15 protein-coding genes are annotated in these 14,119 nt (G+C 62.9%); 14 read left to right on the top strand and 1 reads right to left on the bottom strand.

The window, feature by feature from the left end; genetic code table 11:
• The first annotated feature begins 2 nt into the window (after positions 1-2).
• The 13 genes from BBJ66_RS00740 to BBJ66_RS00680 all read left to right on the top strand — a co-directional run bounded on the left by BBJ66_RS00740 (position 3) and on the right by BBJ66_RS00680 (position 11,562).
• A complete protein-coding gene (locus BBJ66_RS00740) occupies positions 3-1,109 on the top strand; it encodes a carbon-phosphorus lyase complex subunit PhnI (RefSeq protein WP_071084269.1) in 1,107 nt (368 codons plus the stop codon).
• Positions 1,106-1,981 carry an alpha-D-ribose 1-methylphosphonate 5-phosphate C-P-lyase PhnJ gene (locus BBJ66_RS00735; protein WP_071084267.1) on the top strand — a complete coding sequence of 292 codons (876 nt, stop codon included), beginning with the start codon at positions 1,106-1,108 and terminating at the stop codon, positions 1,979-1,981. The genes BBJ66_RS00740 and BBJ66_RS00735 overlap by 4 nt, the downstream gene beginning before the upstream one ends.
• Positions 1,978-2,754 carry a phosphonate C-P lyase system protein PhnK gene (phnK, locus tag BBJ66_RS00730; RefSeq protein ID WP_071084265.1) on the top strand — a complete coding sequence of 259 codons (777 nt, stop codon included), beginning with the start codon at positions 1,978-1,980 and terminating at the stop codon, positions 2,752-2,754. Before BBJ66_RS00735 ends, phnK begins: the two co-directional genes overlap by 4 nt.
• A gap of 36 nt (positions 2,755-2,790) precedes the next feature.
• Entirely contained in the window at positions 2,791-3,498 is a 708-nt protein-coding gene (gene phnL / locus BBJ66_RS00725) for a phosphonate C-P lyase system protein PhnL (RefSeq protein ID WP_071084200.1), read from the top strand.
• Positions 3,495-4,112, top strand: coding sequence for a DapH/DapD/GlmU-related protein (locus BBJ66_RS00720; RefSeq protein ID WP_071084198.1), 618 nt, complete (start codon positions 3,495-3,497; stop codon positions 4,110-4,112). The genes phnL and BBJ66_RS00720 overlap by 4 nt, the downstream gene beginning before the upstream one ends.
• A 117-nt stretch (positions 4,113-4,229) precedes the next feature.
• Positions 4,230-5,075, top strand: coding sequence for a phosphonate ABC transporter ATP-binding protein (phnC, locus tag BBJ66_RS00715; RefSeq protein WP_071084195.1), 846 nt, complete (start codon positions 4,230-4,232; stop codon positions 5,073-5,075).
• Between the two features lie 86 nt (positions 5,076-5,161).
• Positions 5,162-6,067 (top strand): phosphonate ABC transporter substrate-binding protein, encoded by a 906-nt coding sequence (gene phnD / locus BBJ66_RS00710; RefSeq protein WP_071084192.1) that lies wholly within the window; start codon positions 5,162-5,164, stop codon positions 6,065-6,067.
• A 64-nt stretch (positions 6,068-6,131) separates the two neighbouring features.
• Positions 6,132-7,091: a phosphonate ABC transporter, permease protein PhnE gene (phnE, locus tag BBJ66_RS00705; RefSeq protein WP_071084189.1), complete on the top strand. Its 960-nt coding sequence runs from the start codon at positions 6,132-6,134 to the stop codon at positions 7,089-7,091.
• A gap of 7 nt (positions 7,092-7,098) precedes the next feature.
• Positions 7,099-8,442: a phosphonate ABC transporter, permease protein PhnE gene (gene phnE, locus BBJ66_RS00700; protein WP_071084187.1), complete on the top strand. Its 1,344-nt coding sequence runs from the start codon at positions 7,099-7,101 to the stop codon at positions 8,440-8,442.
• Positions 8,443-8,584: 142 nt separating this feature from the next.
• On the top strand, positions 8,585-9,280 hold the full coding sequence (locus BBJ66_RS00695) for a DUF1045 domain-containing protein (protein ID WP_049731230.1): 696 nt from the start codon (positions 8,585-8,587) through the stop codon (positions 9,278-9,280).
• Positions 9,281-9,293: 13 nt separating this feature from the next.
• A complete protein-coding gene (locus tag BBJ66_RS00690; RefSeq protein ID WP_071084184.1) occupies positions 9,294-10,433 on the top strand; it encodes an alpha-D-ribose 1-methylphosphonate 5-triphosphate diphosphatase in 1,140 nt (379 codons plus the stop codon).
• A complete protein-coding gene (gene phnN, locus BBJ66_RS00685) occupies positions 10,430-11,026 on the top strand; it encodes a phosphonate metabolism protein/1,5-bisphosphokinase (PRPP-forming) PhnN (RefSeq protein ID WP_049731232.1) in 597 nt (198 codons plus the stop codon). The genes BBJ66_RS00690 and phnN overlap by 4 nt, the downstream gene beginning before the upstream one ends.
• 20 nt (positions 11,027-11,046) lie before the next feature.
• Positions 11,047-11,562 (top strand): GrpB family protein, encoded by a 516-nt coding sequence (locus BBJ66_RS00680; protein WP_071084181.1) that lies wholly within the window; start codon positions 11,047-11,049, stop codon positions 11,560-11,562.
• Here BBJ66_RS00680 and BBJ66_RS00675 read toward each other — a convergent pair.
• On the bottom strand, positions 11,546-12,517 hold the full coding sequence (locus BBJ66_RS00675) for a LysR substrate-binding domain-containing protein (protein WP_225881045.1): 972 nt from the start codon (positions 12,515-12,517) through the stop codon (positions 11,546-11,548). The two genes, BBJ66_RS00680 and BBJ66_RS00675, sit on opposite strands and share 17 nt — an antisense overlap.
• A gap of 459 nt (positions 12,518-12,976) precedes the next feature.
• Between BBJ66_RS00675 and BBJ66_RS00670 the strand changes: the two genes are divergently transcribed.
• Entirely contained in the window at positions 12,977-14,026 is a 1,050-nt protein-coding gene (locus BBJ66_RS00670; RefSeq protein WP_071084179.1) for an ABC transporter substrate-binding protein, read from the top strand.
• The last annotated feature ends 93 nt before the right edge of the window (positions 14,027-14,119 follow it).

Genomic DNA, 14,119 nt, shown 5'->3' with positions numbered 1-14,119 from the left:
TCATGTATGTTGCCGTCAAGGGTGGCGAGGCCGCCATCGCCAATGCCCACCGCCTGCTTGCCGACCGCCGCCGCGGCGACCGTTCGCTGCCGGCGATCGGTATCGACCAGATCGTCGCGCAGCTGGCGCTCGCCGTCGACCGGGTGATGGCCGAGGCCTCGCTTTTCGACCGGACGCTCGCGGCCCTTGCCGTGCGCCAGTCGCGCGGCGATATGATCGAGGCGATCTTCCTGCTGCGCGCCTACCGCACGACGCTGCCGCGCTTCGGCTATTCCAGGCCGCTCGACACGGCTGATATGACGATCGAACGGCGGATTTCGGCGACCTACAAGGATCTGCCGGGCGGCCAGCTTCTTGGGCCGACCTTCGATTATACGCACCGGCTGCTCGATCCGTCGCTGCTTGCCGACGAGGCGGTCGCGGCGCCTGTCCAGCGCGCCGCCGAGACCGGCCGCGTCATGCGCGTCTCCGAAATTCTCGGCGAGGAAGGCCTGATCGAGGCCGATGGCGACATGCCTGAGGATCACGAGATCGGCGATCTGACCCGCGAGCCGATGGAATTCCCGATGACCCGCGATCTGCGCCTGCAGGCGCTCGCCCGCGGCGACGAAGGCTTCCTGCTGGCGCTCGGTTATTCCACCCAGCGCGGCTATGGCCGCAACCACCCCTTCACCGGGGAAATCCGCATCGGCGAGGTCGAGGTGGAATTCGACGTGCCGGAACTCGGTTTTGCCGTCTCGCTCGGCGTCATCCAGGTCACCGAATGCCAGATGGTCAATCAGTTCAAGGGCTCAGCCAAGGCGCCGCCGCAATTCACCCGCGGCTACGGCCTGGTTTTCGGCCAGAGCGAGCGCAAGGCGATGGCGATGTCGCTGGTCGATCGCGCGCTTCGCGCCGAAGAGCTCGGCGAGGATATCACCGCGCCGGCGCAGGACGAGGAATTCGTCATCTCGCACTCCGACAACGTGCAGGCGACCGGCTTCGTCGAGCACTTGAAGCTGCCGCATTATGTGGACTTCCAGGCCGAACTCGATCTCGTCCGCCGCATGCGCCGCGAATTCGAAGCCGCCCGCAATGCCGGCGAAGACATGAAGGAAGCCGCCGAATGAGCGATCTCGCCAGCTACAACTTCGCCTATCTCGACGAACAGACCAAGCGGATGATCCGCCGCGCCATCCTGAAGGCGATCGCCATCCCGGGCTATCAGGTGCCCTTCGCCAGCAGAGAAATGCCGATGCCCTATGGCTGGGGCACCGGCGGCGTGCAGGTGACGGCCTCGATCATCGGACCGGACGACGTGCTGAAGGTCATCGACCAGGGTGCCGACGACACGACCAATGCCGTTTCCATCCGCGCTTTCTTCCAGAAGGTCGCCAATGTCGCGGTGACGACGCATACAGGCGAGGCAACAATCATCCAGACGCGCCACCGCATTCCCGAGGAAAAGCTCAAGGCCGGCCAGGTGCTCGTCTACCAGGTGCCTATCCCCGAGCCGCTGCGCTTCCTCGAGCCGCGCGAGACCGAGACGCGCAAAATGCATGCGCTTGAGGAATACGGCCTCATGCACGTGAAGCTCTATGAAGATATCGCCCATAACGGCCGGATCTCCAGGACCTACGCCTATCCGGTGAAGGTGCACGGCCGCTACGTGATGGACCCGTCGCCGACGCCGAAATTCGACAATCCGAAGATGCACATGTCGGAGGCGCTGCAGCTCTTCGGCGCCGGACGCGAGAAGCGCATCTATGCGGTTCCGCCCTATACCGACGTCGTCAGCCTGGATTTCGAGGACTATCCCTTCGACATCCAGCGCTTTGACAAGCCCTGCGCCCTTTGCGGCGCTGAGGATGTCTATCTCGACGAAGTGGTTCTCGACGACAAGGGCGGGCGCATGTTCGTCTGCTCCGACACCGATCATTGCGAAGACCGTCGCGCGCACGGGCATGCCGGCGAAATGCTGGCCCGGGAGGCTGCAGAATGAGCGATATCCCGCTTCTCAAAGTCCATGACGTTTCGAAATTCTACGGCAACCGCATCGGCTGCCGCGACGTCTCCTTCGAGCTCTGGCCGGGCGAAGTGCTTGCCATCGTCGGCGAGTCCGGCTCCGGCAAGACGACGCTGCTGAACTGCCTCTCCACCCGACTGCTGCCGAGCACCGGCAGCGTCGAATATCACATGCGCGACGGCAGCTACCGCGATCTCTACCGCATGAACGAGGCCGAGCGGCGCTTCCTGATGCGCACCGACTGGGGCTTCGTGCACCAGAATCCGGCCGACGGTCTGCGCATGGCGGTGTCGGCCGGCGCCAATGTCGGCGAACGGCTGATGGCGATCGGCGACCGGCATTGCGGCAGGATTCGCGCCTCGGCGATCGACTGGCTGGAACGGGTCGAGATCGACGCCGACCGCATCGACGACCAGCCGCGCGCCTTTTCCGGCGGCATGCGCCAGCGCCTGCAGATCGCCCGCAACCTCGTCACCGGGCCGCGCCTCGTCTTCATGGACGAACCCACAGGCGGCCTCGATGTCTCGGTGCAGGCGCGCCTGCTCGATCTGGTGCGCGGTCTCGTCAACGATCTCGGTCTCTCGGCGATCATCGTCACCCACGATCTCGCCGTCGCCCGGCTTCTGTCGCACCGGATGATGGTGATGAAGGACGGCTACGTCATCGAACACGGGCTCACCGACCGGGTGCTCGACGATCCGCGCGAACCCTACACGCAGCTGCTGGTCTCCTCGATCCTGCAGGTCTGAGCACTACGGCAGGTCCAAAACCAGGAAGAAGACATCATGCCAACGCCCCTCGTCGTTTCCGAAGTCTCGAAAAGCTTCACCATGCACCTGCGCGACGGCATCAGGCTGCCCGTCGTTTCCAATGTCGCCTTCTCGGTCGCCTCAGGCGAATGCGTCGTGCTCGGCGGCCCCTCGGGCGTCGGCAAGAGCTCGCTGCTGAAGATGATCTACGGCAATTACGCCGTCGATACCGGCCAGATCCTCATCCGCCACGATGAGCGCATCGTCGATCTCGCCGCCGCCGATCCGCGCACCATGCTCCACGTGCGGCGCCATACGCTCGGTTACGTCAGCCAGTTCCTGCGCACCGTGCCGCGCGTGGCGGCAATCGACGTGGTCGCCGAACCGCTCGTGGCGCGCGGCGAAGACGCCGTCGCGGCTCGGGAAAAGGCCGGCGCTCTGCTTGCCAGGCTCAACCTGCCGGAGGCGCTCTGGCAGCTTCCGCCCGCCACCTTCTCCGGCGGCGAGCAACAGCGTGTCAACATCGCCCGCGGCTTCATCACCGGGCACACGATCCTGCTTCTCGACGAACCCACAGCTTCGCTCGACGCGAGGAACCGCGCCGTCGTCGTCGGCATGATCGAGGAGAAAAAGCAGGCGGGCGTCGCGCTTCTCGGCATTTTCCACGACGAGGAAGTGCGCGAAGCCGTCGCCGACCGCATCCTCGACGTCCAGCTTTTCTCTCCCGGAAAGATCGCCGCATGAGCCGCAAGCTGGGTATCGAGCCCTATGTCCATGAGACGGCCTCCGTCAGCGATTCCAGCTTCGGGCGCTTTACGGAGGTCTCCGAGCGCTGCCGCATCAGCGAGGCGACCTTCGGCGACTATTCCTACATCATGCAGGATGGCTCCGTCTGGTGCGCGACGATCGGCAAATTCGTCAATATCGCCGCCGCCGTGCGCATCAACGCCACCAACCATCCGACCTGGCGTGCGACGCTGCATCATTTCACCTATCGCGCCGCCGACTACTGGCCGGACGGCGACATGGAGGAGGACTTCTTCGCCTGGCGGCGCGCAAACCGCGTCACGATCGGCAATGACGTCTGGATCGGCCATGGAGCGACCATTCTGCCGGGCGTCAGTGTCGGCAACGGCGCGGTGATCGGCGCCGGCGCCGTCGTCTCGAAGGACGTTGCGGCCTACTCGATCGTCGGCGGCGTGCCGGCCAAACCAATCCGAGAGCGGTTTTCGAAAGCGGTCGGCGAACGCCTGGACAGGCTTTCCTGGTGGGACTGGGAGCACGACCGGCTGCGCCTGGCGCTGCAGGATTTCCGCAACCTGAGCGCGGAAGATTTCCTGGTCCGCTACGGCGGCTAAACTTGCGATTTAGGCACGGAGAATTGTGACACGAACTACACAAATATGACATTTGAGGTTCATGAAGCGGGACTAATGCGATGCTGACCGAGGCCTGGAGCGCAAGGGAAGAGCATGATGTTCGAGCTGAAGGATGTCACCCGTCGTTTCGGAAACAAGCTCGCCGTTGATACCGTCACGCTCGCCATTCCCCAGGGTCAGATGGTCGGCATCATCGGCCGCTCCGGCGCCGGCAAGTCGACGCTCTTGCGCATGATCAACCGCCTGCAGGAGCCGAGTTCCGGCTCCATCCATTTCGCCGGCGTCGAGGTTTCCGGGCTTCGCGGCGGGGCGCTGCGCAACTGGCAGCGCGACTGTGCGATGATCTTCCAGCAGTTCAACCTGGTGCCGCGCCTCGATGTTCTCACCAATGTCATGCTCGGCCGCCTCAATCACCGCTCGACGCTTCTCAGCCTGCTCAACATCTTCACCCGCGAGGAACGCGTGCACGCGATCGCAGCGCTCGAACGCCTCGGCATCGAGCAGACGGCATTGCAGGCGGCCGGCACGCTTTCCGGCGGCCAGCAGCAGCGCGTGGCGATTGCGCGGGCGCTGATGCAGAGCCCGAAGATGGTGCTCGCCGACGAGCCGATCGCCTCGCTCGATCCGCTCAACGCCAAGATCGTCATGGATGCGCTGCGCGATATCAACGAGCGCGAGGGCATCACCGTCATCACCAACCTTCATACGCTCGATACCGCCCGCAACTATTGTGAGCGCATCGTCGGCATGGCCGGCGGCCGCGTCGTCTTCGACGGCAAGCCCTCGGAGCTGACCGCTGAGGCGGTGAGGGCAATCTACGGGACGGGCAAGGATGGCGCCGGCATCGACGAAACGATGACCTCGACATCGATCAATCCCGCTCCCGAGCGGGCAGACAATCAATCCGCCGGCACCCAGCCGCTGGCGCTGGCCGGTCTCTGAGCGAGGCGGCCGCGATCGAAAGCCCGCGTCAAGGGCACACTTCTTCGTAACGGAAGACCGGGGGCACCGGTCAATAGGAGAGACATATGTTGAAGAAAGCACTCTTTGCGGCAACGGCGCTCTTCGCGCTCGCCGGCGCCGCCCATGCAGCTGATCTCAAGGAATTCCGCATCGGCATCCTCGGCGGCGAAAACGAAACCGACCGCCTGCGCAACTATGCCTGCCTTGCCGACCATCTGAAGCAGGAATTCGGTTTCGAGAAGGTATCGCTGTTCCCGGCCGCCGATTATGACGGCGTTATCCAGGGCCTGCTCGGCGGTACGCTCGACTTTGCCGAACTTGGCGCTTCCGGTTATGCGGCCGTCTACATCAAGGATCCGAAGGCGGTTACGCCGATCCTGACGACGCAGCAGAAGGACGGCTCGACCGGCTATCACTCGATCGGCCTGGCACTGAAGTCTTCCGGCATCAAGACCATCAAGGACGCCAAGGGCAAGAAACTCGGCTACGCCGATCCGGATTCCACCTCCGGCTATCTCGTGCCCCTGACGCAGATCCCGAAGGACACGGGCATGCCGAACGACAAGTTCTTCGCCTCGACGCAGTTCAATGGCGGCCACGAGAACAACCTTCTCGCCGCCTATGACGGCAAAGTCGACATTGCCGTCGACGACTCGTCCGGCATCGGCGATTTCAAGGACGGCTACACCTCCGGCACCTTCCGCAAGGAAGTCGACAAGGGCGCCGTCGATCCGAACAAGCTGGTTGAAGTCTGGCGCTCGCCGCTGATCCCGAACGGCCCGCTCGTCGTTCGCAACGCTCTCGGTGAGGACTGGCAGACGAAGCTCGCAGCCTTCTTCACGGCGCTGCCGGAGAAGGATCACAAGTGCTTCGCCGCTATTGAAGGCGGCGACTACAAGGGTTACGCCCCTGTGAAGCACGAGTTCTACAACACCGTCGTCGAAGTCCGTAAGGCTGCCATCGGCGGCTGATCGGTCTTCTGAATGCAGGGCGGCCGGAAACGGCCGCCCTTTCTTCGTAACGGGCGAGGCGTCCATGACTGTTGCCGAGATACAGCCACACATGCAGAGCACCAGGGAGATCCGCACCGCCTGGGAACGGATGGTCGCCAGGCGCCGTTTCTACACCGTGCTCGGCCTGGTGATCCTCATCGCGGCTTTCGCAAGTTCCGTCCGCTTCGCCGACGAGAGCAATGCCGGCCATTTCTTCGACCGCCTGCCGCATCTTTTCGACTTCCTGAGCTGGCTCATTCCCAAGGACTGGAACGACGTCTGGCGCGCGCTGTTCGACATAGCGAGCGTCAACGACAAGGGCGGCGAGGAATTCAACTTCGACAAGGGCCGTGTCTATATCTCGGGCGCCTTCTACATTCCCGAATATTTCGAGCTGATGATCGTCACCATCAACGTGGCGCTGCTTTCGACGCTCATCGCCTTCGTCTTTGCCGTTCCGTTGAGCTTCTTTGCCGCGCGCAACCTGACGCGTTCCTGGCCGCTGCGCATCTTCACCAAGCGCCTGATGGAATTTCTGCGCGCCTTCCCCGAGATCGTCATTGCCGGCCTGTTTTCGGCAATCCTGTCGATCGGGCCGGTCGCCGCCATCATCGCCATCACCCTGCACACAACAGGCGCGCTCGGCAAACTCTTCTACGAGGTGGCCGAGAATATCGACATGAAGCCGCATGAGGGCATGAAAGCGGTCGGCGCTAACTGGTGGGAGCGCGTTCGCTTCGCGGCGCTGCCGCAAGTGCTGCCGAATTTCACCTCCTATGCGCTGCTGCGGCTCGAGATCAACGTGCGCGCCTCGACCATCATCGGCGCCGTCGGCGGCGGCGGCATCGGCGAGGAGCTGAAGCTGTCGATCTCGCGCGGCTTCGGCGCCAAGACGATGGCGCTCGTTCTACTGCTGTTCGTGACGATCGTCGCCGTCGACCAGTTCTCCGCATGGCTGCGCCGCCGCCTCGTCGGCGAGCACGCCTTCCTCCTGCAACATTGAGGCTGCCATGACGGTGATCGACGCAAACCGCATGAACGAAATCGAAGCGCGCTATCCGGAATATTTCCACCGGTCGTTCCGCCAGCGTTTCGGCGGGCTGATGATCCTGATCGCGACGCTGCTCTACAGCCTCTATGCCGTCTGGTTCTTCGACCTGCCCAAGCTTTTCGCCGAAGCCCATTGGGAGCGCGTCGGCATCTATCTCAGCCAATGGGTGAGCTATGACGTTCAGCCGGAATTCCGCATCCAGGACGACGGCTCGATCGAGGTGCGTTATCCGCGTTTCTCGCCGCTCGGCGACAATCCGCATCCGGACTGGCTGGTCGACAATCCCGATGGCAGCATCACCGTTTCGATCAGCGGCGTCAGCCGCACCGTCACCGTGTCGAAGAGCCGGACGATCGTCACCGCGCATGGCATCAGCGTCCCCGTCAAGGTCACGAGCGGTGCGCTTGAGGTGGTCGGGCCGGTGCCCGGCTGGATGACCGTCTATGACGACAATGTGCTTGCCGATCTCGGCTTTGCCGGCAATGTCAGCATCTCCGTCGACCGGGTGAAAATCCGCAAGCGTTTCATCGGCTGGGCGAATTTCATCTTCGACACGCAATCCTCCTTCTTCGACAAGCCGGCTGGCGAGGTCGTCAGCCTCATCGTCTCCGGACCGCGCATCAAGCCCGACCAGTCCAACCTGTCGCTCGCCTTCGACGACATCTGGAACAACAGCGAATGGCAGCATGGCGACGTCTGGACCAAGCTTTTCCAGACGATCGTCATGGCATTCCTCGGAACGCTGCTGGGGTCGCTTGCCGCTTTCCCGCTCGCCTTCCTGGCGGCGCGCAACATCACGCCGAACCGGCTGCTCAATCAGATCCTCAAGCGCTTCTTCGATTTCCTGCGTTCGGTCGACATGCTGATCTGGGCGCTGTTCCTGACCCGCGCTTTCGGCCCCGGCCCGCTGGCGGGCAGCGGCGCAATCTTCCTCACCGAGACCGGCACGCTCGGCAAGCTCTATTCCGAAGGGCTGGAGAATATCGACAACAAGCCACGGGAAGGCATCCAATCGACCGGCGCTCAGACCGTGCTCGTCCATCGTTACGGCATTATGCCGCAGATCGTTCCCGTCATCGTCAGCCAGACGCTCTACCAGTGGGAATCGAATGTGCGTGGTGCCACCATCATCGGCGCCGTCGGCGCGGGCGGCATCGGCCTCAAACTCTGGGAGGCGATGCGCACCAACGCCAACTGGGAAAACGTCGCCTATATGGTCATCCTCATCCTGATCGTCGTCTTCATTTTCGACGCCGCCTCGAACGCGCTGCGCCACCGGCTGATGGGCACGAAAGCCCACTGATCCATCCGCTGGAAAGGCCGTGGCGGCGCTGCCGCCATCATCATTCTGTCACGGAAATCTTTTAGCCGGGAACCTGCTTGCGGTTCGCCGCCAAATCACTGCACATTGCGCTCCCGTTTCGACGATCCCCAGGATAAAAGCCTTGCGCTACGCTCTCTATTTCTCGCCGCCGAAGGATGATCCCCTGACCGGCGCGGCCTCGCTCTGGCTCGGCCGCGATGCCTTTGCCGGCAAGACCTATGCTGCGCCTGATGATGCGCAGCTCGGTGCCGCAGAGCAGTTCGAGCTGACCGCCGACCCGCGCCGCTACGGCTTTCACGCGACGATCAAGGCGCCGTTTTCGCTCGCCGCCACCGTCACCGAGAAGGATCTCATGGCTGTCGTCGAGGAGTTTGCCGCGCGCACTGAAGCCTTCGAGATTCCCGAGCTCGTGCTCGGTCAGCTCGGCCGTTTTTTTGCCCTCGTTCCCGGTTCTCTTCATCAACCTCTTCAGGATTTCGCCTCGAAGGTGGTAAAGTCCTTCGAACCGTTCCGCGCAGCGCTTACCGAGGCCGATATGGCGCGGCGCAACCCGGAGAAGCTCAGCGACAGCCAGCGCGCCAATCTGCAGCGCTGGGGTTATCCTTATGTCATGGAGGATTTCGGCTTCCACATGACGCTCACCGGCCAGGTGCCCGAGACACGCGCCGCGGTGATGAAAGCCATTCTGACCGAGCGTTTTGCCGATTTCACCGGCCGGCCGCTTTCGATTTCCGGCCTTGCCGTCTTCACCGAGGAGACTCGCGGCGCCCCGTTCAAAGTTCATTCCTGGTTGCCGCTTTCCGGCGCCAAAAGCTGAAAGACCCGACGAGATGAGCAGAGAGACCGTGTTTTCCAACGCCCGCATCGTTCTCGAGGATGACATCCTCGCGGGCTCGATTGTCATTCGCGACGGCAAGATCGCCGATATTTCCGAAGGCAACTCGGTAGCCGGCGAAGATTTCGAAGGCGACTATGTCATTCCCGGCCTCGTCGAGCTGCATACCGATCACCTCGAAGGCCATTATCAGCCGCGTCCCGGCATCCGCTGGAACAAGACGGCCGCAGTCCAGGCGCATGACGCCCAGATCGTCACCTCCGGCATCACCACGGTGTTCGACTGCCTGCGCATGGGGGCTGACGAGGACGGCGGCTTCGAACATGGCGAGATGCGCGAGATGGCCGACGCCATCCAGTCGGCGGAGAAGGAAGGCCGGCTGCGCGCCGAGCATCTCCTCCACCTGCGCTGCGAGGTTTCGGCCGACAATGTGCTCGAACATTTCGCCGATTTCGAAAAGGACCGGCATGTGCGGCTGGTCTCGCTGATGGATCATGCGCCCGGCCAGCGTCAATTCCAGACGATGGATCAATATATCTTCTACTATCAGAAGAAGCGTGGCCTGAGCGACGAGGCCTTCGCCCGTTTCGTCGCCAAGCGTCAGGCAGAATCGGCGCGCAACTCGACGCCGCATCGCAACGCCATCGCCAAGGTCTGCGCCGAGCGCGGCATCACCGTCGCAAGCCATGACGATGCGACGCTCTCGCATGTCGACGAGGCGATCGACAACGGCGTGCGGCTTGCCGAATTCCCGACCAGCTTCGATGCCGCCCGCGCCTCGCACGAACATGGCATGAGCGTGCTGATGGGCGCGCCGAACATCGTGCGCGGCAAGTCCCATTCCGGCAATATCGCCGCCCGCGACCTCGCCGAGATGGGCGTGCTCGACGTGCTGTCCTCCGATTACGTGCCGCTCAGCCTGCTGCATGCGCCCTTCATCCTCGCCGACGAGGTCGAGAGCATCACCCTGCCGAAGGCGATCGCCATGGTGACGTCGACGCCGGCGCGCACCGTCAGCCTCGATGATCGCGGCCGGATCGCCACCGGGCTGCGCGCCGATCTCGTCCGCGTCCACCGTTCGCATGGCGTGCCGGTGACACGCTCCGTCTGGCGTCAAGGACGCCGTGTCGCATGAGCCCGTACGAACCCCATCCTGGAGCCGGAGCCGAGCGCGGCATCATGGTCGTCGTCGTCGGGCCGAGCGGCGCCGGCAAGGACACGCTGATGAACCTTGCCGCGCGGCATTTCGCCGGCCGCGCCGACGTTCACTTCACCCGCCGCGTCATCACCCGCCACCGCGACGCCGGGGGTGAAGACCATCTTTCCGTCTCCCTCCAAGGGTTTGCCGCCATGGAGCAGTCGGGCTCCTTCGCCGTCTGGTGGGAGGCCCATGGCTTGAAATACGGTATTCCGGCCGAGGTCTCGGTGGCGTTGTCGCGCGGCCATGTCGTCGTCGCCAACGGTTCCCGCTCGGCGCTTCACCGTTTCCAGGCGGCTTTCCCGCGGCTCAAGGTGATCAACGTCACCGCTCGCCCGGAAGTGCTCGCCAGCCGGCTGGAGGCGCGCGGGCGCGAGACGCATGAGGATATCATGGCCAGACTTGCCCGCGGGCCGCTGACGGTGCGCGGCGACTACGACGTGGCGGAGCTCGACAATAGCGGCTCGCTCGAAGAGGCCAAGCAGAAGATGGTCACGATCCTCGACGGGCTGCTCGCCGAAGTGCATTGACAGCAATTGCGAGGAAGGGCATGCGCGCCATCAAAGTGGTCGACTACGATCCTTCCTGGCCGCGGCTCTTTGCTGAAATCAGCGCCGAAATCTCCATGCTGCTCGGCAATCTCGTGCTGTCCATCGACCATATCGGCAGTACGTCGGTGCCTGGCCTGGCGGCCAAGCCGAAGATCGACCTCGATGTCGTCACGATCTCTGATGACATTCTGCCGATGGCGATCGAAATGGTGCGCGCTGCCGATTTTGTCTTCCACGGCGATAGGGGAGAGAAACGCTGGGCCTTCACCCGCGATCACGAAGCTTATGGCTTCAAGCTCTATCTCTGCGGACCCAATAATCGCGCCCATCAGGAGCGCATCCTGTTTCGCGACTATCTTCGGGATCACTCCGAAAGGGTCGCGGCCTATGCCAATCTGAAACGTCGGCTGGCTGCGGAAGCAGGCGATGATTGGGATTTCTACACTGGCGGCAAGACCCAGTTCGTCGGCGAGACGCTGCGATTGGCATGCCTATCGTCTATTGCCGTGGATTAGCGCTTTCATGAGCGGCGTGACCTCCCGTCGTTTCAGTGATCGACTGTTGCAGCCATGCCCGGAAACGCGCCGACGTCACCTCATTCCAACGCTCCCGGGGTCCGACCAAATAATAGCCGCCAAGCCGGACATCGGTTTCGAGCAATTCGACGAGCCGCCCGGCGCGCAAGTCGTCGGCGGCGATCAGACGAGTCGCCAGCGCTATTCCTTGACCGGCCACCGCCGCGTCGACGGTCAGATTGGCTGACCACAGCCGAGGACCGTTCAATGTCACTTCATGCTCGAAGCCAGCCTTGCGAAACCATTGCCGCCACTGATCGCGGCTTTCCTCGTGGATCAGCGGCTGTCGCACCAGATCGTCAAGGGTCCGTATCGGCGCGTTTCGGCTGATCCATTCGGGGCTGGTGACCGGGAACATACGAGGCCTTTCCAGCAGGATCCAGCGGACATTCCCCCTTGGCTCCTCGGAATAGCGGATGTCGACATCGGCCTCATAACGGGTGAAATCCGGCTCGAGATCGGTCGCGCGCATGACGAAATCGATGCCGGGCAAGGCAAGCTGGAGCTGATTGAAACGCGGCGTCAGCCACCGTGTGGCGAAACCGGGCACGCACCAGATGCGCAAGACCGTGCGGTTGACTGCCGGACGCAGTTCCGCCGTGGATTTGGCAATGAGGTCGAAAGCCGCCCCGACTGTCTCGGCAAAAACTCTGCCTTCCGCCGTCAGCCTGATGCCGCGCGGGCCGGCATCGACAAGCCGCGTGCCAAACCAGGCTTCGAGATTGCGGACGTGGCGGGATATGACGGTGTGACTGAGATTGAGATCGTCGGCAGCTCTCCGCATCGATCCCAGGCGACTGACCGCCTCGAAGGCACGCACCATGGAAAGCGGCGGCAAACGTCCGCGTTTCGGAACACCTTCCTGTTCATCTGCCGATGATTTCCCTCTGCGCAATCCTGTCTCCCAGAACGGATATTGGTTCTGCCAAACCAAAATCGGAATGCCGTCTACATCTTCATATGCCATGGAATGGGCAATTTTTGGCGTAACGAAGAGTGGTGCACGGTGGTGCATAGAATGCACCACACATCTGGTGACTGGCAATCGCGTTTTCCGCCCTTCGCAAGCGAAAACATCAAATTTGCCGGCGGCGCGACCACTTGCCGGAGGAGACTGATCGGGAGCGGTGCATCCATGTGTCCACCGCGGTCAACAAAAAGCGCCTTTCCGCCCCGCAGGACATTCGCCAGCATTGCCCGCAACACGCCGCTCCACCTCGGAGATGACACCACGGCAAAGTCCGCAGACGCCGGCTTTGCCCATCCCTTGCGAGCGGCCGCGATTGCCAACGATCCCCACAGATCATGGCTGTCAACCGGCGTCAGACGGACGCTCAACAAACAGGGGAAGCGAATGACATTCAAAAACACTTCGACGATTGCGGCTCTCGGCCTGCTGTCGCTGGCGCTCGCCGCGGGACCGGGCGTGGCCCGGGATCTGACCATCGCGTCCTGGGGCGGGAACTTTCAGGATGCGCAGCGAGAGATCTATTTCAAGCCGTTCTCCAAGGTGACCGGCAAGCCTCTGCTCGACGAAGGCTGGGACGGCGGCATCGGCGTCCTTCAGGCAAAGGTCAAGGCAGGCAATCCGTCCTGGGATGCCGTGGAGGTCGAAGCCGATGAGCTCTCGCTCGGCTGCGCCGACGGGCTTTTTGAGAAGGTGGATTGGAACAAGCTTGGGGGCAAGGATGCGTTTCTGCCTTCCGCGGTGAGTGATTGCGGCGTCGGCGCCATCGTCTGGTCGACCGCCATCGCCTATGACGGTGCCAAGATTGCCGATGGCCCCAAATCCTGGGCCGATTTCTGGGACGTGAAGAAATTTCCCGGCAAGCGCGCCCTGCGCAAGGGACCGAAATACACGCTCGAATTCGCGCTGATGGCCGACGGCGTGCCGGCGGACAAGGTTTACGACGTCCTGGCGACGCCTGAGGGCATCGACCGCGCCTTCGCCAAGCTTGACGCGTTGAAACCGCACCTTGTCTGGTGGACCTCGGGCGCGCAGCCGCTGCAACTGCTTGCTTCCGGCGAAGTGGCCATGACCAGTGCCTATAATGGCCGCATCACCGGCATCAACCGTTCCGAGGGCCGGCAGTTCAAAGTTGTCTGGCCGGGCAGCATCTATGCCGTGGATAGCTGGGTCGTTCTGAAGGGCGCCGAAAACAAGGATGCTGCCTTTGACTTCATCGCCTTCGCCAGCAAACCGGAAAACCAGGCAAAACTGCCGCAATATATTGCCTACGGTCTCCCGAACAAGGAAGCCGGCAAGAGCTTGCCGGCGGAACAACTGGCCGACCTGCCCACCACCCAAGCCAACATGCAGGAGGCAGTCAGCCTTGATACGGATTTCTGGATCGACAATTCGGAAGCGCTGACCAAAAGATTCGACGCCTGGCTGGCACAATAACCGACGGAATATCGCCCCCGTGGGATCGCTTCTGCCGATCGACCCGTGGGGGCTTCCGCACGTCTTCGTCACTTCGCTCCCCGGGAGCCGACA

It is taken from the genome of Rhizobium sp. RSm-3 (genome assembly GCF_001854685.1).
Taxonomy (GTDB): Bacteria; Pseudomonadota; Alphaproteobacteria; order Rhizobiales; family Rhizobiaceae; genus Rhizobium; species Rhizobium ecuadorense.
Note: the sequence above shows the minus strand (reverse complement) of the source record. Positions and strands in the feature narration are given on the sequence as shown.